The 17,797-nt window shown below is 72.7% G+C and carries 18 protein-coding genes; 12 read left to right on the top strand and 6 right to left on the bottom strand.

Annotated features, from left to right (window positions below; translation table 11 throughout):
• Positions 1-20: 20 nt before the first annotated feature.
• Both V3C34_RS02880 and V3C34_RS02875 read left to right on the top strand, forming a co-directional pair.
• Positions 21-680 carry a peptidylprolyl isomerase gene (locus V3C34_RS02880; RefSeq protein ID WP_346008016.1) on the top strand — a complete coding sequence of 220 codons (660 nt, stop codon included), beginning with the start codon at positions 21-23 and terminating at the stop codon, positions 678-680.
• 2 nt (positions 681-682) lie between these two features.
• The gene (locus tag V3C34_RS02875; RefSeq protein WP_068327375.1) at positions 683-1,018 is read left to right on the top strand and encodes an MGMT family protein; all 336 of its coding nucleotides are present in this window, start codon (positions 683-685) and stop codon (positions 1,016-1,018) included.
• 101 nt (positions 1,019-1,119) lie between these two features.
• Here the strand turns inward: V3C34_RS02875 and V3C34_RS02870 are convergent, their stop codons facing one another.
• Positions 1,120-2,637 (bottom strand): DHA2 family efflux MFS transporter permease subunit, encoded by a 1,518-nt coding sequence (locus V3C34_RS02870; protein WP_346008015.1) that lies wholly within the window; start codon positions 2,635-2,637, stop codon positions 1,120-1,122.
• A gap of 34 nt (positions 2,638-2,671) precedes the next feature.
• Positions 2,672-3,514 carry an SCO6745 family protein gene (locus V3C34_RS02865; RefSeq protein WP_068327383.1) on the bottom strand — a complete coding sequence of 281 codons (843 nt, stop codon included), beginning with the start codon at positions 3,512-3,514 and terminating at the stop codon, positions 2,672-2,674.
• 62 nt (positions 3,515-3,576) lie between these two features.
• Between V3C34_RS02865 and V3C34_RS02860 the strand changes: the two genes are divergently transcribed.
• The 6 genes from V3C34_RS02860 (at position 3,577) to V3C34_RS02835 (ending at position 9,746) form a co-directional block, all read left to right on the top strand.
• Positions 3,577-4,245 (top strand): helix-turn-helix domain-containing protein, encoded by a 669-nt coding sequence (locus V3C34_RS02860; protein WP_346008014.1) that lies wholly within the window; start codon positions 3,577-3,579, stop codon positions 4,243-4,245.
• Positions 4,242-5,153 (top strand): ABC transporter ATP-binding protein, encoded by a 912-nt coding sequence (locus tag V3C34_RS02855; RefSeq protein ID WP_346008013.1) that lies wholly within the window; start codon positions 4,242-4,244, stop codon positions 5,151-5,153. The genes V3C34_RS02860 and V3C34_RS02855 overlap by 4 nt, the downstream gene beginning before the upstream one ends.
• The gene (locus V3C34_RS02850; protein ID WP_346008012.1) at positions 5,150-6,739 is read left to right on the top strand and encodes a hypothetical protein; all 1,590 of its coding nucleotides are present in this window, start codon (positions 5,150-5,152) and stop codon (positions 6,737-6,739) included. Before V3C34_RS02855 ends, V3C34_RS02850 begins: the two co-directional genes overlap by 4 nt.
• Positions 6,740-6,948: 209 nt before the next feature.
• Positions 6,949-7,851, top strand: coding sequence for a diacylglycerol/lipid kinase family protein (locus V3C34_RS02845; protein ID WP_346008011.1), 903 nt, complete (start codon positions 6,949-6,951; stop codon positions 7,849-7,851).
• Positions 7,852-7,893: 42 nt separating this feature from the next.
• The gene (locus V3C34_RS02840) at positions 7,894-8,958 is read left to right on the top strand and encodes a phosphotransferase family protein (protein ID WP_245634811.1); all 1,065 of its coding nucleotides are present in this window, start codon (positions 7,894-7,896) and stop codon (positions 8,956-8,958) included.
• Between the two features lie 29 nt (positions 8,959-8,987).
• A complete protein-coding gene (locus tag V3C34_RS02835; RefSeq protein WP_346008010.1) occupies positions 8,988-9,746 on the top strand; it encodes an SDR family oxidoreductase in 759 nt (252 codons plus the stop codon).
• Here the strand turns inward: V3C34_RS02835 and V3C34_RS02830 are convergent.
• Positions 9,743-10,714, bottom strand: coding sequence for a helix-turn-helix transcriptional regulator (locus V3C34_RS02830; protein ID WP_346008009.1), 972 nt, complete (start codon positions 10,712-10,714; stop codon positions 9,743-9,745). The genes V3C34_RS02835 and V3C34_RS02830 overlap by 4 nt on opposite strands.
• A 112-nt stretch (positions 10,715-10,826) precedes the next feature.
• On the opposite strand from V3C34_RS02830, the gene V3C34_RS02825 reads away from it, so the two are divergent.
• Complete coding sequence (locus V3C34_RS02825) at positions 10,827-11,417, top strand: DUF664 domain-containing protein (RefSeq protein WP_346008008.1); 591 nt, start codon at positions 10,827-10,829, stop codon at positions 11,415-11,417.
• 7 nt (positions 11,418-11,424) lie between these two features.
• Positions 11,425-12,054, top strand: a complete 630-nt coding sequence (locus V3C34_RS02820) for a VOC family protein (protein ID WP_346008007.1) — start codon at positions 11,425-11,427, stop codon at positions 12,052-12,054.
• Between the two features lie 12 nt (positions 12,055-12,066).
• Here the strand turns inward: V3C34_RS02820 and V3C34_RS02815 are convergent, their stop codons facing one another.
• Positions 12,067-13,104, bottom strand: coding sequence for an IS481 family transposase (locus V3C34_RS02815; protein ID WP_068321680.1), 1,038 nt, complete (start codon positions 13,102-13,104; stop codon positions 12,067-12,069).
• A 179-nt stretch (positions 13,105-13,283) separates the two neighbouring features.
• Between V3C34_RS02815 and V3C34_RS02810 the strand changes: the two genes are divergently transcribed.
• Together V3C34_RS02810 and V3C34_RS02805 are read left to right on the top strand one after the other, a co-directional pair.
• A complete protein-coding gene (locus V3C34_RS02810) occupies positions 13,284-13,796 on the top strand; it encodes a MarR family winged helix-turn-helix transcriptional regulator (protein WP_346008006.1) in 513 nt (170 codons plus the stop codon).
• Positions 13,793-15,415: an MDR family MFS transporter gene (locus V3C34_RS02805; protein ID WP_346008005.1), complete on the top strand. Its 1,623-nt coding sequence runs from the start codon at positions 13,793-13,795 to the stop codon at positions 15,413-15,415. The genes V3C34_RS02810 and V3C34_RS02805 overlap by 4 nt, the downstream gene beginning before the upstream one ends.
• Before the next feature lie 72 nt (positions 15,416-15,487).
• On the opposite strand, the gene V3C34_RS02800 is transcribed toward V3C34_RS02805, so the two are convergent.
• Together V3C34_RS02800 and V3C34_RS02795 are read right to left on the bottom strand one after the other, a co-directional pair.
• Positions 15,488-16,597 carry a hypothetical protein gene (locus V3C34_RS02800; RefSeq protein WP_346008004.1) on the bottom strand — a complete coding sequence of 370 codons (1,110 nt, stop codon included), beginning with the start codon at positions 16,595-16,597 and terminating at the stop codon, positions 15,488-15,490.
• Positions 16,598-16,768: 171 nt separating this feature from the next.
• Positions 16,769-17,692: a pseudouridine synthase gene (locus tag V3C34_RS02795; protein WP_346008003.1), complete on the bottom strand. Its 924-nt coding sequence runs from the start codon at positions 17,690-17,692 to the stop codon at positions 16,769-16,771.
• Between the last annotated feature and the right edge of the window lie 105 nt (positions 17,693-17,797).

The raw sequence follows: 17,797 nt of genomic DNA, 5'->3' as shown, positions 1-17,797 counted from the left end.
CAGGTTCGTAGACTCCGGCCATGACCCGACGCGCCCTGCCCGCCCTCGCCGCCGCCGTCCTGCTCGCCCTCACCGGGTGCGGCTCCGGCGACGGCGGCACCGACGCGGAGACCACGGCGGTCAGCGGCGCGACCGAGTGCCCGCCCGAGGGCGGGGCGAAGGTGCGCGCCACCTCCTTCGAGGAGGCGCCGCCGATGTGCATCGACGAGGCGAAGACCTACACGGCGACGCTCGCCACCGACGCCGGTGACGTGACGATCGAGCTGGACGCCGAGGGGGCGCCGACGACGGTCAACAACTTCGTCGTCCTCGCGCGCTACGGGTACTACGACGGGCTGACCTTCCACCGCGTCATCAAGGACTTCATGGTCCAGGGCGGTGACCCGTCGGGCGACGGCAGCGGCGGCCCCGGCTACGAGTTCGAGGACGAGCTGCCGCAGGCCGGGGACTACGAGATCGGCTCGGTCGCGATGGCCAACGCCGGGCCGAACACCAACGGCTCGCAGTTCTTCATCATCACCGGCGACGCGGGCGTGGGACTGCCGCCGAGCTACAGCCTCTTCGGCAAGGTCACCGAGGGGATGGACGCCGTCGAGGCGATCGAGGCCGACGGGTCGAGCGGTGACGGCGCCCCGGCGAAGGTCCACCGCATCGAGAGCGTGACGGTCAGCGAGGAGTGAGCATGGACGACGTCCTCGTCGAGAGGGTGCTGCGTGCGGTGGAGCTCGTCCCCCGTGGGCGGGTCATCTCCTACGGGGACATCGCGGCGCTCGTCGGCACCGGGCCCCGGCAGGTCGGCTGGGTCCTGCGTGAGTACGGCAGCGGGGTCGCGTGGTGGCGTGTCGTCAACGCCTCTGGGGACGCGCCGCAGCACAAGCGGTCCGCCGTCTTCGAGCACTGGCGGCAGGAGGGCATCGGGGTCAAGCCCAACGGGCTGGGCTGCCGCATCACCGAGTACCGGGTCGACCTCGGCGAGCTCGGCCGCGCCCACGCCGCGGCCACCGACGACCTGGCCTGAGGCTGGTCCCAGGAGTCCCAGGTTTATCGGGTCACCCGATAAACCTCGCCTTCGCAAGAGTTTGAAACTCCTGCGAAGGCGACGAAAGTCTTGCTCAGCGGTCAGGCCCCGGGGCGGCCGACGTGCTTCATGCGCTCCAGGGTCAGGGCGGCGAGGGCGCCGACGACGAGGACCGCGGCGGGCAGGAGCATCGAGTCCGACAGGGCCGCCGAGAGCGCGTCGGCGACGTGGGGTGGGAGCTCGACCGGGCCGGCCGACGAGGCCTCGGGCCCGCCGCCCCCGAACGAGGTGGCCGCCTGCGGGCCGAGGTGCGAGCTGATCCGCGCCGACATCAGCGCGGCGATGGCCGCTGAACCGACGACCGAGCCGACCTGACGGGTCGTGTTGTAGATGCCCGCACCGGCGCCGGCGAGCTCGACCGGCAGGTTGCGGTTGGCGGTCGTGGCGAGCGGGCCCCAGATGCACGCGCCGGTCACGCCGATGAAGGTGATCGTCACCAGGACCGCCCACATCGGGGCATCGGGGGTCATCAGCCGCGAGAGCACGAAGAGGGTGATGGCGAAGCCCCCGAGGCCGAAGGTCGGGAGCAGGCGCGGGTGGATGCGGTCGACGAGCCGGCCGACGGGTCGGGCGAGCAGGATCGAGGCCACTGCCTGCGGCGCGATGCACAGCGCGGCGCCGGTCGGCGAGTACCCGCGCACGGTCTGCAACCAGATGAGCATCGGGAACATCATCGCCGTGACGGCCAGGCCCATCATCGTGATCGCGAGGTTGGACAGCGAGAAGTTGCGGTCCCGGAACAGGCCGAGGGGCACGAGCGGCTCGCGCGGACCCCGCGCCTGCCAGGCGATGAACCCGATCAGGACGAGCAGGCCGGCACCGATGAGCATCGGGATGGTGACCGGTCCGGCGTACTGGCCCCAGTCGTGGCTCTCGCCCTCCTGCAGACCGAAGATCACGAGGAAGAGCCCGACGGCCGACAGCGCCACGCCGACCCAGTCCATCGCGTGGGCGTGCACCTCCAGCCGCGGGACGAGCCGCAGCGCGGCGACGAAGCCGACGATGCCGACCGGCACGTTGATGAAGAAGATCCACTCCCAGCCGAGCGCGTCGAGCAGGACCCCGCCGAGCAGCGGCCCGACGAGGAAGGCCACACCGGCGGTCGCGCCCCACAGCGCCATGGCCGACCCCCTTCGCTCCGGCGGGAAGGTGCGGGTGATGACCGCCATCGTCTGCGGGGTCATCATCGACGCGCCGAGTCCCTGGACGACCCGGGCCCCGACGAGCCAGCCGATCGTCGGGGACAGGCCGCAGGCGAGCGAGGCGAGGGTGAAGATCGCCAGCCCCACGAGGTAGAGCCTCTTGGGGCCATACCGGTCGCCGAAGCGCCCGGTGATGAGCAGCGGCACCGCGTAGGCGAGCAGGTAGGCACTGGTCACCCAGAGCACGGGCTCGATGCCGGCGTCGAGGTCCTCCATGAGCGCAGGTGTCGCGATCGAGACGATCGAGACGTCGACGAGGATCATGAAGAACCCGACGACGAGGGCCCACAGCGCCGGCCACGGGTTGTCGGGCTGGTCATCCCGGGCGGTACCTACGGGCGCCCTCTCGACAGTCATACGGAGGACGCTACGCCTGCGGACGGACAGCCTGTCAGGCGAAGACGCCTTCCGGGAAGGCACCGTTCGCCAGCGCCTGTCGGACCCACGGGCGTCCCAGCTCCGCGAGCCGGGTGGCGCCGTCCTCCCCCAGTGCGTCCCACGGCCCCACGGCCATCCGGTCGGTGGCCTCCTCGACCCGCCGTCGCAGGGCCTGCCCTTGCTCGGTCAGACCGCCCTGCGTTGTCAGCACGCCACGCTCGACGAGGTCGGCTGCCGTCGCACCCCACTCGTCCTCGCTCCAGCCACGGGTGGTCTGGGCAGCGGTCACCGTGAATCCACGGCCTGTGGCGGTGTGGGTGATGAGGGCCTCGAGACCGGACAGGCCCTCGCCGAGGAGAGCCGCGACGTGCCCGTCCCCGCGGTGCTCGCGCACGATCGTCAGGGCGTGGAAGAGCACGAGGCGTGGCTCGCTCGGCCACGACAGCCCGGCGTGGGCGGCAGAGAGCGGGCGACCAGCCACCGAGCAGGCGACCGCAGCGGTGCGCGCCAGCTCCGCCGCCTCGGCGACCTCGTCCGGGTCCAGACCGCCGAGGAGCCGGCTCCACGCGCTCGCGACGCCCCGGTAGCGGGCTGCCGTGACCTCGTGCGGGGACGCCAGGGTCCACGCGTCGCTCAGGTGGCGCTCCACGAGCTCGGGGTTGAACACGAAGAAGGTCGCCGCCACCGTCCCCGGCGAGACGGCCCCCATCGGCGCCGAGCGCGAGGCGAAGTAGCACATGCGACCTGGGCGCAGCCCGAGCTCGGTGAGCTCCGCGCCGACCTCCGGGGCGAAGTACCCGAAGGCATGCAGGGTCTCGAGGGAGCGGGCGACGGAGCCAGCGGCACGGGGGTCCATGCCCCCTGTCTACCGTCAGCGGGCCTTGACCACTCACTGAACACAGGTTTAGCCTGCTGAACATGGGTTCAGCCGAGGACCGCACGGGACGGGCGAGGGTGCGTGACGCCGCGCTCGAGCTCTTCGCCGCCCACGGCGAGGACCGGGTGACGATGCGCCAGGTGGCCGAGCTCGCCGAGGTCTCCCCCGCTCTCGTCGTCCACCACTTCGGCTCCAAGGCCGGCCTGCGCGAGGCGGTCGTCGACCACGTGCGCGCGTGGATGGACGAGCTCTTCGACCTGGGCGCCGACGCCGACATGGCGCGCGACATGCAGGCCGGGGAGTGGTCCTCGATCGGCGAGGTGCTCCAGCAGGCCCTGCCCGAGGGATCGCCGATCGTCCCCTACCTGCGGCGCCTGATGATGTCCGGCGACCCGCTCGGGACCGAGTTGCTCACCGTCTGGCACCGCCGCACCGTCGAGATCTTCACGGCCTGGGACGCCGCCGGCCGGCTCGTCGCCGGCCCCGACCCCGAGACCCGGGCCGCTCTGGCCATGACCTCGGACCTCGGCACCCTCTTCCTCGCCGACCACTGGCGTCAGGTCCTCGGCTACGACCCGCTCCACGGCGCGGGCCTCGCCCGCTGGGCCGACGAGGCGATGCGGTTCTATGCCGCGATCTTGCCTCCGCCCGATACAGCCGCAGACAGCCACATCGCGACCCCGCCCCCTTCGTCGGAGGTGACCTCGTGAACGACGTCATCCGCACCCGCGACCTGCGCAAGGCCTACGGCCGCACCCACGCCCTCGACGGCCTCGACCTGACGGTGGCCGCAGGTGAGGTCCACGGCTTCCTCGGCCCCAACGGCGCCGGCAAGTCGACGACGATCCGCGTCCTCCTCGGTCTCACCCGGGTCGACTCCGGAGAGGCGCGCCTCCTCGGTGGCGACCCGTGGCACGACGCCGTCGAGCTGCACCGGAGGCTCGCGTACGTCCCCGCCGACGTCACGCTCTGGCCGGGACTGACCGGCGGCCAGTGCATCGACGTCCTCGGACGGGCGCACGGTGGGCTGGACGAAGGGAGACGACGTGACCTCGTCGAGCGCTTCGACCTCGACACGAGCAAGAAGACGCGCGACTACTCGACCGGCAACAAGCAGAAGGTCTCGCTGATCGCCGCCCTCGCCGCCGACGTCGAGCTGCTCCTCCTCGACGAGCCGACCTCCGGCCTCGACCCGCTCATGGAGCAGGTCTTCCAGGACGTCGTCCGCGAGCGCGTCGCCGACGGCACGACCGTGCTCCTGTCGAGCCACATCCTCGGCGAGGTCGAGGCGCTCGCCGACCGGGTGAGCATCATCCGCGGCGGCCGCACGGTGACGACCGGGACGCTCGCGGACCTGCGCCGCAGCACGAGCAGCGTCCTGCACGCCGTCACCGACCGACCGCTCGACCTCGCCGACGTCCCCGGGGTCACCGGCTTCGTCGCCGGGGACGTCGAGGGGCGGCACGACCTGCGCTGCCACGTCGACGCGACCGCCGTCGCCGAGCTCGTCGGGCGCGTCCACGCCGCCGGCGTGCACACGCTGACGATCACGCCGCCGAGCCTGGACGACCTGTTCCTCGAGCAGTACCGGGGTGGGGTCGCGGAGACCGTGCGATGAGCGTCCACGTCGGCGGCGTCGGGACGAGCCTGCGGGTGCAGTGGCGCACCGGTTGGCGGGCCTCGCTCGCCTGGGTCCTCGGCCTCACCGCCGTCGTCCTCACGACGACCACCTCGATCACCGGTCTCTACGACACCCCGGACAAGCTGCGCAGCTACTCCGCGTCGATCGCGACGCCCGCGCTGCGGATGCTCAACGGCGACGTCGCCGGCGTCGACACCCTCGGCGGCGTGCTCGTCAACGAGCTCGGCTTCGCGGTCGCCTTCGCCGTGCCGCTGATGGCGGTCGCGATGACCGTCCGCGGGACGCGAAGGGATGAGGAGGCCGGCCGTCTCGAGCTCCTCCTCGCCAGCCGCGTGGGTCGGCAGGCCCCGCTCGTCGCCTCCGTCGTCCTCGCCCTGGCGACCCTCGTCGCGCTCGGTGGGCTCGTCACCGCCGCCTTCCTCGTGGCCGGCGCGCAGACCACGGGGTCGTTCGTCTACGGCGCGGCGGTCGTCATGCTCGGCGCCGTCTTCGTCGGCGTGACCGCCGTGCTGGCGCAGGCCCTCGGCCACCAGCGCTCCGTGTGGGGCGCCGCTCTGGCGGTCGTCGTCGTCTCCTACCTCGTGCGGGGCATCGGTGCCGTCGACGGGACCTGGCTCGTCTGGCTCTCGCCGCACGGGTGGTACGACGAGGTGGCACCCTTCGGGGAGCCGCGGGTCACCCCCTTCGTCCTCGCCTCGGTCGTGACCGCGGCCCTCGTCGTGCTCTCCCTCCGCCTGTCCGCGGGGCGGGACGTCGGCGGCTCGCTCGTCGCCGCGCGCCCCGGCCCCCACCGGGCGAGCAGCGGGCTGCTCACCCCGCTCGGCCTGGCCCTGCGCGAGCACCGGACCGTCACCCTCGGGTGGGCCGTCGTCGCCGGCATCCTCATGGGCACGTACGGGTCGCTGTCGCAGACGGTCATCGACGCCTTCGAGGGCAACCCGGACCTCGAGGTCTTCCTCTCCGGGGGCGGCGCGCAGGGCATCATCGAGCCGATGGCGGCGATGTTCGTCCTCCTGCTCGCCATGGTCGTCGTCGGCTACGTCCTGCAGTCCCTCGGCTCCCTGCGCAAGGAGGAGGTCTCCGGGCGCCTCGAGCTGCAGCTGAGCGAGTCACGCAGCCGCACCGCCTGGCTGACCCCTCACCTGCTCGTCATCGCCATCGGCACCCTCGTCGTCGGGATCGTCGGGGCCCTGGCGCTCGCCGTATCGACCGCGGTCGTCCTCGACGACGCGTCCTGGGTCGCGCGGATCACCGGCGCCGCTGCGGCCCACCTCCCCGTCGCGCTGCTGCTCGCCGGGCTGAGCCTGACCCTCTTCGGCTGGCTGCCGCGCCTGCAGCCGGCCGCCTGGGCGGTCTTCGCCGTCGCGGCGGTCATCGGCTACATGGGACCGGGCCTCGACCTGCCGACGACGCTCGTGGAGTGGGCGCCCTTCGGCCTCGTCGGCAACGTCCCGGCCGAGGACCTCCATGTCACCGGCGCGCTCGTCGCCGGGGTGGGCGGGGCGTTGCTCGTCGCCCTCGGTCTCGTCGGGTTCAGCCGGCGGGATGTGCCGCACCGCTGATCCTGACGCGCGGGTGGCCCGCAGCCCGTGCGCGGTGCGCCTCCACCGCAGGCTCGCCGCCCGGCCGTAGGTTCGCAGGAACCGACTCCGAGGTGCCTCGTGAAGATCAACAACGACCCGGTCCACGTCCGCCGTCGGCGCGTCGCGACGGGCGTGCCCTGCGACGAGCCGGCCCGCTCGATCGTCGTCTCCGACGACTCCAGGACATCGTGAGGACCGCACTCGTCCTCAACCCCGCGAAGGGGGGCTGGGAGCGCGTGCTCGACGGGGTCACCGCCGCGGCGGCGCAGGCCGGCTGGCCCGATCCCGCGGTGCACCTGACGACCCGCGCGGAGACCGGGCGCGCCCAGGCCGCGGCCGCGGTCGCCGCGGGCGCCGAGCTCGTCGTCGTCGCCGGCGGGGACGGCACGGTGCGCGCGGTCGCCCACGGCGTCGCCGGGTCCGGGGTCGAGCTCGGCATCGTGCCGACCGGCACGGCCAACCTGCTCGCCCACAACCTCGGCCTGCCCCGCGTGCTCCACGCCGCCGTGCGGGTCGCGCTCACCGGCCGCGCCCGACCGGTGGACCTGGGCCTGGCGCGCGTCGACGACTCGGAGGACCTCCCCTTCGTCGTGCTGGCGGGGATGGGCCACGACGCGGCGACCGTGGCGGCGACCCGACCGGGGCTGAAGGACCGCATCGGCTGGCCCGCCTACCTAGCCCCGGCGGCGGTGAGCGCGCTGCGTCGTCCGGTGCCGGTCGCGGTGCGCCACGACGGCGGCGACCCCGAGCACCTGCGGGTGTGGAGCGTGCTCGCGGCCAACTGCGGCCGGGTGCGCGCGGGCGTGCACATCGCGCCGGTCGGGCTCGTCGACGACGGGCTCCTCGACGTGCTCGAGGTGGTCGTGCAGCGTCCGACCCACTGGCTCGGCGTCGCGGCGAAGGGGGTCTTCCGTCTCCAGGGGGACGTCGCCGGCCTGACCACCCGCGCCTCCCGCGAGGTCGAGGTGGTCAGCGAGGTGCCGCTGCACGTGCAGCTCGACGGTGACGTGCTCGACCCCGCGACCCGCCTGCGGGTGAGGTGCGAGCGGCATGCCCTCCTCGTCCGGGGGTCGTCCGCCGATCCCGGGTAGGGTCGGACCGACATGAACTCGGATTCAGCACAGGGAGTGGCGATGGGTGCCGGAGCGGTGCGGCCGGAGGACGCCTTCGACGCGACGAGGGTGGCGCAGTGGCTGCGAGCCCAGGTCACGCCGGACCTGGCGGCCGAGCTCGAGGGCGACCCGCAGGTCCGCCAGTTCGACTCGGGCGCCTCCAACCTCACCTACGAGCTGCGTTGGCCGGCAAGGACGCTCGTCCTGCGACGGCCCCCCCACGGGGCGCTCGGCGGCAGCGCGCACAACATGCGCCGCGAGCACGACATCCAGGCCGCGCTCGGCCCCGTTTTCCCGCACGCGCCCGGCATGATCGCGCTGTGCACCGACGCGTCGGTGCTCGGCAGCGACTTCTACGTCATGGACAAGCTCGAGGGCACGATCCTCGGCAAGGACCTGCCCGAGGGCGTCACCCTCTCCCCCGAGCAGGCGACCGCCCTGTGCGACAACGCCCTCGCCACCCTCGTCGAGCTGCACGAGGTCGACGTGACCGCGGTCCCCGAGCTCGCGGCCCTCGACCGCGGTGACGGCTACGTCCACCGCCAGGTCGAAGGATGGACCCGCCGTTTCCGCGCAGCGGCGACCGACGACGTCCCGGACTTCGAGGACGTCATGGCCTGGCTCGCCGAGCACGAGCCGGCCGATCGCCCGCACGCGTTGATCCACAACGACTTCCGCCTCGACAACCTCGTCCTCGACGCCGACGACCCGACGCGCGTCGTCGGCGTCCTCGACTGGGAGCTCGCGACGGTCGGCGACCCCCTCATGGACCTCGGCGGGGCGCTGGCCTACTGGGCCCAGGCGGACGACGACGAGACGATGCGCTCCCTTCGCCTGCAACCCACGCACCTGCCCGGCATGCTCACCCGGGCCGAGGTCGTCGAGCGCTACTGCGCCGCGCGGGGGCTGCTGGTGAGCGAGCGCGAGTGGGCCTTCTACGAGGTCTTCGGGCTCTTCCGCCTCGCGGGCATCGCCCAGCAGATCTACCAGCGCTACCGCGCCGGTGCCACGACCAACCCCCGCTTCGCCGTCTTCGGCCCGATGGTCACCTACCTCGGGGCCCGCTGCCGATCCCTCATCGGCTGACCTTCCCTTCGTCGCACCCAGGAGTACTCATGACCTTCACGACCCTCATCACCGGTGCCAGCTCGGGGCTGGGCGCCGAGATGGCCCGCCAGTTCGCCGCCCTCGGCCACGACCTCGCGCTCACCGCGCGGCGCACCGACCGGCTCGACGCCCTCCGGGCGGAGATCACCGTGGCACACCCCGACCGTCGCGTCGAGACCTACGCCCTCGACGTCACCGACGACGCAGCCGTCACGCGGGTCTTCGAGCAGGCGAAGGGGGACCTCGGCCGCCTCGACCGGGTCGTCGTCAACGCCGGCCTCGGCAAGGGCGCCCCGTACGGCAAGGGCAGCCACTACGCCAACCGCGAGACGATCGAGACCAATGTCCTCGGCGCCGCGATGCAGACCGAGGCCGCGATGGCGATCTTCCGCGAGCAGCGGGCCGGCCACCTCGTGCTCATCTCCTCCGTCACCGCCCTGCGCGGCATGCCGAAGTCGATGACGACGTACGGCGCGTCCAAGGCCTTCCTCGCCGCGCTCGGCGAGGGCATCCGCAGCGAGATGATGGGCAAGCCCGACCTCGACATCGACGTCACCGTCCTCTTCCCCGGCTACATCCGCTCGGAGATGAACGAGAAGGTCGAGCAGAAGACGAAGTTCATGGTCGACACCGAGACCGGCGTGCGCGCGATGGTCGCCGCCATCGAGGCCCGCAAGGCCAAGGCACTCGTGCCGGCCAAGCCGTGGGTCGCCGTCGGCGGCGCGATGCGGGTGCTGCCGCTGTCCGTGGTGCGCAGGCTGCTCTAGGGCTCGAGCCTCGGGACCCGCGTGCCGGCCAGCGCGCCCACGAACTCGTCGATCGCGTCCGCCAGCTCCGGCGGGTCGAGGACGACCAGGCGCGCCCCGAGGTCGTGCGCCGCCATGGTCAGGTGCCTGGCGAGGTCGGCCAGGTCGTCGGCGTGCGACTCGAGGTCGGTCACCCCGGGCGAGACCTCGCTCGCCTCCCCGTACGCCGCGGGCACCCGGCGGCGCACCGCCTCGACGTCGGCGGTCAGGCGCACCCGGACCCGGTGCGCGTACCCGGCCCGCGTCACGGCGCGGCGCACGTGCTCGACGGCGTCGGGCGCCTCCCGCGGCGTGAAGCGGAAGGTCGAGGCGCGCACCCCGGCCATCCGGTCGAGGCGGAAGGTGCGCCAGTCCTCCCTTCGCCCGTCCCAGGCGAGCAGGTACCACCGTCGGCCGGTCGCGACGAGGCGGTAGGGCTCCACGTCCCGCTCCGTGGGCTCGCCGCCGCGGCCGGTGTAGCCGAAGCGGGCCCGGACCCGGTCGCGGATCGCATGGGCGAGGACCACGAGCACGCCGGTGTCGACGTCGTCCGTCGCGCCGGGCAGCAGCACGGTGGCGTCGGCGAGCGCCGCGACCTCGCCGCGCAGCCGCGGCGGCATGACCTGGTCGAGCTTGGTGAGGGCGCGCACGGCGGGCTCGCCGATCGCCGAGATCCCCTGGGCGCCGACGCGCAGGGCGACAGTCACCGCCACGACCTCGTCCTCCTCGAGGAGGAGCGGGGGCAGGCGGCCACCCGTCCCGAGCCGGTACCCGCCGCCGACCCCAGACGTCGCCTCGACGGGGTAGCCGAGGTCGCGCAGCCGCCCGACATCACGACGCAGCGTCCGCGTCGTCACCCCCAGGAGCTCGACGAGCTCGGGCCCGGTCCACACGGACCGGCTCTCGAAGAGCCCCAGCAGGCGCAGCGCGCGTTCGGTCGTCTCGGCCATGTCCACGAGTCTCCTCCGATCGGTGACAGGAGGTGTCCGCGATCGGCGGGACCGTGGGAGGCAGACGAAGGGAGGGACCGCCCCCTTCGACCACCCAGCCCAGGAGCACGCCATGTACGCACCCGCCGTCCACGACGAGGTCACCGGCTACGCCGAGTACGTCGACCAGCAGCTCGAGGCGATCCGGGCGAGCGCCCACGGCCTGACCGAGGAGCAGGCCCGCCTCACCCCGACCCGCTCGGCGCTGTCCATCGGTGGCCTGGTCAAGCACACGAGCCATGTCATCGCCCCGCCGGAGGAGAAGGGGCCGCGCGTCGAGGACGACGGCGAGGTCACCGAGGCCGCCTACGCGGCCTTCATGGCAGGCTTCGCACTGCGGGAGGACGAGACGCTCGCCGCGACGATCGAGGTCTTCGACCGGCGGCGCGTGGCGGTCGTCGAGTGGATCCGGGCGAGCGACCCCGCGCAGGAGATCACCGTCCCACCGGCCCCGTGGTACGGCCTGATGAGCCCGTCGCGGACGACCCTGCGGTACTCCTTCGCGCACTTCGTCGAGGAGCTGGCCCGCCACGCCGGCCACGCCGACATCATCCGCGAGCAGATCGACGGGGCGACCACCCTCGAGCTGACGCTCGCCGACACGGGCCGGGCGGCGACCCCCTTCGCCCAGCCGTGGACACCCACGGAGCCCGCCACGCCATGATGGGCGGGTGAGGATCACCGGCTTCGTCATCAGCACCCCCGACGTCGCCGCCGCGCAGGACGCGTGGCGGCGCCTCGGCGCGAGCGGCAGCGAGATCAGCTTCGAGGTGGGCGAGAGCGGCCTGGCCGCCGTCGTCCTCGGCGTCGACGACGTCCCCGGGACCGAGCGACTGCTCGAGCGGCGCGGGCTCGTCCGGGACGCCAAGGGCTTCGACGTGGGCGGGCTGGAGTGGCGGCTCGCGCCCTTCGTCCCCGGCAGCACGGGCGAGGTGGTGCTCGACCACGTCGTCGTGCAGACGGGCGACGCGGAGCGGGCCGCGGCGCACTACGGCGCGCGGCTGGGCCTGGAGCTGCGGCTCGACCGGCGCCTCGAGGAGCACGGCTTCCGCGGGCTCTTCTTCCGCTGCGGCGACGCGGTGGTCGAGGTGGTGGCCCCGACGAAGGGGGTCGACGGCCCGGACCGCTTCGGCGGGCTCGCCTGGCGCACCACCGACCTCGACGCGACGCGCGAGCGGCTCATGGCCTCAGGGGTCGAGGTCTCGGAGGCCAGGGCCGGCCGCAAGCCCGGTACGCGGGTCGCGACGATCCGCGACCGGGCGCTCGGCACGCCGACCCTGCTCATCGAGCACGGCACCTGATCCCGCATTGCCCTAGGTGTAACTGGGCATGACCTTGGTGACACGGGTCTTGGCGCGGCTGGCTGGGGGTTGGTCCCCGATGGCGCTGTGTGGGCGATGGTAGTTGTAGTGGGTCACCCAGATCTGTAGCTGTCGTCGGCGGGCTTCTTCGGAGGGGTAGGCGTCGGCGTAGAGGACCTCGCGGGCCATGGTCTGCTGGTAGCGCTCGACCTTGCCGTTGTGCTTGGGCGTGTAGGGCTTGATCCGCTTGTGCTTCGAGGCGAAGGAGAGCACCGAGCGGGTGAAGTTCTTGGCGCGGTAGCAGGACCCGTTGTCGGTGACGATGCGGGTGATGCGGGTGATGCCGTGCGCGGCGAAGAAGACCCGGGCGCGGGCCAGGAACGCGATCGCGGTCGCGGCGCTCTCGTCGTCGTGGGCCTCGGTGTAGACCATCCGGGTGAAGCCGTCCACGGCCGAGTGCAGGTAGGTGTAGCCCACCTTGGCGCCGCGGTGGTGTCCTCGCAGGCCGCGGGCCCGGTCAGCGTCCGAGCCGCGGCCGTGGACGCGCCACCCGCCCCCGGGCGGGATGCGTCCGACCTTCTTCACGTCCAGGTGGATCATGTGCCCGGGGTAGCGCGCGATGATCTTGCCGGCGGGCTGCTGGCGCAGGGGCTGCCCGTCGACGTCCAGGTCCCGCAGCCGGTTCAAGCCCTCGCGGCGCAGGATCCGGGCGATGGTGCACACCGCCACGTTCGTGCCCTCATCGGCCAGCGCCAGATGGATGCGCCGCGCGGACCACTTACGGCGCCGCAGCTCGATGATCCGCTCGACCACCGGTTCGGCAGTCGCGCTCGGGGAGCGTTGTGGCCGGCTGGAGCGGTCGTGCAGCCCTTCCTCGCCGTGCTCGCGGTAGCGGGCTACCCATTTGGACAGGCACTGGCGTGAGATCGCGGCCTCGGCTGCGACGTGCGCGATCGGCCGCGGGCCGGCCTCATCATTGGCCTGACCCAGCACTCGCTCGATCAGACGTAGGCGACCACCAGGGGTCATCGGGGCATTAGCGTGGGACACAGGGCAGGTTCCTTTGGCTGGCTCGTGATGAACGGCTTTGACACCCTCATCCTGTCGCCACGGGGACCTGCCCGCCCTGTTACGCCCCTCCTCGTGTCACCAACCTCATGCCCCGCAACACCTAGGGGAATGCAGACTCTCACTTGATTGCTTGCCTCACGCAGGTATATAGTTGCGGAATGCACGCAATCACTCCTGCCGTCGCAGTCCACCTGCAGGAGACGCTGGGCCGGGTCTTCGGGCTCTTCTCGAAGATGGTCCTGCGCCGCCAGGCGCTCGACCCGCAGGCCATGAGCCGCACCGACTACGCCCTCCTCGGCACGCTCGAGCACTGCCCCAGCGAGCCGGGCATCCGCATCTCCAAGGTGGCGGAGGCACTCGGTCACGACCTGTCGACCATCAGTCGCCGGGTCACCCACCTCGAGTCCCACGGCTTCGTCGAGCGGCTGCCGGACCCGACCGACGGGCGCGCCTCGACCATCCGCCTGAGCCCCAGCGGCCAGCAGACGCTCAGCGACGAGCGCGGCAACCGCGCCGGCCTCCTCGGCCAGATCCTCGCGGACTGGCCGGAGGAGGACCTCGAGGACCTCGACCGTCTCCTCACCCGGCTGGCCGCCGACCTCGCCGCCGACGCGCAGTCGGCGACGCACCCCCCTTCGCCCCTCCAGAGCACCGGAAGGACCGCCTCTTGAGCACCTCCCCCGCCCCCTACACGCTGAGCCCGCAGGACCAACGCGTCTTCATCGGGCTCATGCTCGGCATGCTCGTCGCCTCCGTGAGCCAGACCATCGTCGGGCCCGCGCTGCCGCGCATCGTCTCCGAGCTCGGCGGCATGGAGCACTACAGCTGGGTCGCCACCGCGGCCATGCTCGTCTCCGCCGTCACCGTGCCCATCGTCGGCAAGTTCTCCGACCTCTACGGCCGCCGCGAGTTCTACCTCGCCGGCATCGTCGTCTTCATGGTCGGCTCGGTCATCGCCGGGTTCTCCCAGAGCTTCTGGATGCTCGTCGCCGGTCGAGCCGTGCAGGGCCTCGGCATGGGCACGCTCATGCCGCTGTCGCAGACGATCATCGGCGACATCATCCCGCCGCGTCAGCGCGGGAAGTACCAGGGCCTCATGGGCGCGGTCTTCGGCGTCACCTCCGTCGCCGGCCCGCTGCTCGGCGGCGTCATCACCGACCACCTCGGCTGGCGCTGGCTCTTCTTCGCCTCCCTGCCCATCGGCCTGATCGCGCTGGTCTTCATCGCCAAGTTCCTCCACGTCCCGCACACCCCGCGCCGCGCGCCGATCGACTACCTCGGCATCGCGACGCTCTCGACCGGCCTCGTCGCGCTGCTGCTCGCCGTCTCCTTCGGCGGGTCGAGCTGGGCGTGGGGCTCGAGCCAGTCGCTCGGCCTGTTCGCGCTGAGCGCCGTCGCCCTCGTCGCCTTCGTCGTCGTGGAGCGCAAGGCCGTCGAGCCGGTGCTGCCGCTGCGCCTCTTCGCCGACCGCACGATCAGCCTGAGCCTCGTCGCGGCCTTCGGCATCGCGATGGTCATGTTCGGCGCGATCATCTACATCCCGGTCTTCGCCCAGGGCGTCATCGGCGTCAACGCGACCAACTCCGGGCTGATCCTCATGCCGCTCATGCTCGGCTTCATTGTCTGCGGCATCGTCACCGGGATGCTCATCACCCGCACGGGGCGCTACCTGCCCTTCATGCTCACCGGCATCGTGGTCATGGCCGCCGGCGTCCTCATGCTGACCCGCCTGGACCACACCGCGACGAGCCTGGAGCTCACCGGCTCGATGGTCGTCCTCGGCATCGGGCTCGGCATGGCGATGCAGCAGTTCACCCTCGTCGTGCAGAACTCCGTCTCCCGCGCCGACATGGGTGTCGCCACGTCCTCGACGCAGTTCTTCCGCAACGTCGGCTCGACCGTCGGCATCGCGGTCTTCGGGACCGTGATGTCGAGCGGCCTGCAGGAGAGGATCGCGTCGCACCTGCCCGACGGCCTGCCGGCGGGCGCAGGGGCCCACATGGACGCCGGCGCGGTGCTCGACCCGAGCGCCCTGGCCACGCTGCCCCCGGCCGTCGCCGAGGCCGTGCGCTGGGGCCTGGCGGAGAAGCTCAACGACGCCTTCATGCTCGGCCTGCCGATCCTCGCGGTCGTCTTCCTCGCCACGCTCTTCATCCCCAACACGCCGCTGCGCGAGACCAACGAGGACCACCCGGTGGAGGACGCCGCCCAGCACACGCTGGACGCCTACGCCTCCGACGCGGGGGCCGTCGACGACGAGTCGCAGCTGGCGACCGCGCGCCGCCCCTGACGCCCCCGGACCACGCCCTTCGCCCCCACCCACCCGACCGGGTGACGTGGGGGCGAAGGCGTCGTCAGGCGGTCAGCGGGAGCGGCCGGCGAAGGGGGCGACCACGCCGATGCGCGAACCCTTCACGGCGCCGACCCACAGCTCCCCGCCGACCTGGGTCGCGACGGTGGGAGCGCGGAAGCCCGCGGGGTCGCCGGACCAGACGGTGCGCACGTCCATCGTGCGCGGGTCCATCGCGTAGACGTCCAGACCCGTGGGGCAGTTGGCCAGGTCGTCGCGCTGGCAGGCCTGCACGTCCGCGACGGTGAAGTCCTGGCCCGTGACGAGCAGCTCGCCCGAGCGCGACCACCGCAGGTTGTCGGGCATGAGGTCGACGTCGGCGACCGCGCGGGTCGTCCCGGGCCGCGACCCCTCGAGCGGGATGCGGTGGATCCGGTTGCGCCCCCACTCGGCGACGTAGGCGCTCGACCCGTCCTGGCTCACGACGACGCCGTTGGGCCCGAAGGTGCTCGAGCCCGGGACCGTCGACCAGCCCGTGCCCGGCTCCCAGCGCTGGAGGCTGCCGGTCGCGGTGTCGCTGAAGATCTGGCTGAAGGGGTCGGAGAGCGTCGGGTCGAAGAAGTCGGTGGCCACCAGCCCGTCGCCCTGCGGCAGCGGCGCGACGCCGTTGGCGAAGGTGCCCGAGGGCATCTCGACGCAGCCGCGCCACGTGAGGCTGTCCGCGCGCGGGTCGAGGGTGAAGACCTCGATGGCCTCGCGCCCGCCGTGGTTGACGACGTAGACGTCGAAGGTCCCACCCTCGCCCCGCTCGGCGGCGATGCCGTGCGGTGACGCGAGGCTCGGGTCGGGCGCGCCGGGGCAGTCGCCGTAGAGCGAGCGGTCGTGGTCGATGCCCCACGTGCTGTCGGGCCAGATCTCGGTGGCCTCACGGGTGCGGCTGTCGATCGCGTAGAGGTGGCCGACCGAGGAGTCGGACAACGGGTCGGCGGCGAGCCCGCTCGCGAGCACGGTGTCCGTGCCCGGGAGGGTGACGAGGTCCTCCGGGCTGGCCGGACCGTCGAAGAAGGACACGGCGGGCGAAGGGGGTCCCGCCGGGGCCGCGGTGGCCGTGGCGGCGGCGCCCAGCCCGCCGACCGCGACGACCGCGGTGGCGAGGAGGGCGAGTCCGGGGCGTGCTGTCATGTGTGGCGCTCCTGGTCACATCGGTGCAGGGACGCCACGGACGACTCGCACCGCCGGCCTGCGTCCTTGCAGACTCCATGTAGCACTCGCTACATGGAGATCGAGAGTGGCACGGATGCCGGCGTTCGGCAAGAGGTCGGCGGGTGGGTCGCCGTCGTCAGCGGTCGCGGCTCAGGCCTGCGCGGCGAGCGGCAGCTGCCGGGCGCTGACGAACCTCCGCTCGCGCCCGTCGACCGGGTCCACGAGCTCCACGGTGCTGGCGAGGAGCTGGAGCGGTCGGGTGAAGTCGTCGACGGACACGTCGAGCACGTCGGGGTAGAGCGGGTCCCCCACGATCGGGATGCCGAGGTCGTGCAGGTGGAGCCGCAGCTGGTGGGTGCGCCCGGTCCGCGGCGTCAGCCGGTAGACCGCGAGGTCACCGACGCGGGACTCGACCTCCACGAGGGTCTCCGCGTTGACCGGTGCGTCGGGGACGACCTGCGCCTGCCACACCCCGCGCTCCTTGCGGATGTGGTTGCCGACCGTGACGGGCAGGGCCAGGTCCTCGCGCCACGGGGCGAGCGCGAGATAGGTCTTGCGCACCCGGCGCTGCTCGAAGAGCGACTGGTACGGCCCCCGCCACCGGCGCTCCGTCGCCAGCATGAGGACGCCCGAGGTCACCCGGTCCAGACGGTGCAGCGGGGAGAGCTCGGGCAGGCCGAGCTCGTCCCGCAGCCGGACGACCACGCTCTGCCGCACGTGCCGTCCGCGCGGGATCGTGGAGAGGAAGGGCGGCTTGTCCACGACGACCAGCCGCTCGTCGCGGTGGAGGACCGTCAGCTCGCCGGGCACCTCGACCTCGTCGCGCAGGTCGCGGTGGAACCACACGAAGGTGTGCGGGCGATAGCCGTCCCCGGGCAGGACCGGGGTGGCGTCCTCGTAGACGAACCGCCCCGCGGCGAGCATCCCGTCCACGTCGACGCCCCCGGGGGAGGTGTCCCGCAACCAATCCGACATCGTCGACCACGGCCGCGGACGACCGTGGTCGAGGTCGAGGGTGCGCACCCACGCGGCAGCGAGGCCGTGTCGCGCAGGCAGGGGTGAACGTGGAGGCACGCTCGCGAGACTAGACCGGCCCTTCGAGACGGTTGCTGCGCAACCTCCTCAGGGACCGGGGGGACGGTTGCTGCGCAACCTCCTCAGGGACCGGGGGGACGGTTG

This window comes from Janibacter terrae, assembly GCF_039636765.1.
Taxonomy (GTDB): Bacteria; Actinomycetota; Actinomycetes; order Actinomycetales; family Dermatophilaceae; genus Janibacter; species Janibacter terrae.
Note: the sequence above shows the minus strand (reverse complement) of the source record. Positions and strands in the feature narration are given on the sequence as shown.

Bases quoted from the DNA above. Each gene is read 5' to 3' on its own strand.
- V3C34_RS02880 (WP_346008016.1), top strand. From the start codon at position 21: ATGACCCGACGCGCCCTGCCCGCCCTCGCCGCCGCCGTCCTGCTCGCC.
- V3C34_RS02875 (WP_068327375.1), top strand. From the start codon at position 683: ATGGACGACGTCCTCGTCGAGAGGGTGCTGCGTGCGGTGGAGCTCGTC.
- V3C34_RS02870 (WP_346008015.1), bottom strand. From the start codon at position 2,637: ATGACTGTCGAGAGGGCGCCCGTAGGTACCGCCCGGGATGACCAGCCC.
- V3C34_RS02865 (WP_068327383.1), bottom strand. From the start codon at position 3,514: ATGGACCCCCGTGCCGCTGGCTCCGTCGCCCGCTCCCTCGAGACCCTG.
- V3C34_RS02860 (WP_346008014.1), top strand. From the start codon at position 3,577: ATGGGTTCAGCCGAGGACCGCACGGGACGGGCGAGGGTGCGTGACGCC.
- V3C34_RS02850 (WP_346008012.1), top strand. From the start codon at position 5,150: ATGAGCGTCCACGTCGGCGGCGTCGGGACGAGCCTGCGGGTGCAGTGG.
- V3C34_RS02840 (WP_245634811.1), top strand. From the start codon at position 7,894: ATGGGTGCCGGAGCGGTGCGGCCGGAGGACGCCTTCGACGCGACGAGG.
- V3C34_RS02835 (WP_346008010.1), top strand. From the start codon at position 8,988: ATGACCTTCACGACCCTCATCACCGGTGCCAGCTCGGGGCTGGGCGCC.
- V3C34_RS02830 (WP_346008009.1), bottom strand. From the start codon at position 10,714: ATGGCCGAGACGACCGAACGCGCGCTGCGCCTGCTGGGGCTCTTCGAG.
- V3C34_RS02825 (WP_346008008.1), top strand. From the start codon at position 10,827: ATGTACGCACCCGCCGTCCACGACGAGGTCACCGGCTACGCCGAGTAC.
- V3C34_RS02810 (WP_346008006.1), top strand. From the start codon at position 13,284: ATGCACGCAATCACTCCTGCCGTCGCAGTCCACCTGCAGGAGACGCTG.
- V3C34_RS02800 (WP_346008004.1), bottom strand. From the start codon at position 16,597: ATGACAGCACGCCCCGGACTCGCCCTCCTCGCCACCGCGGTCGTCGCG.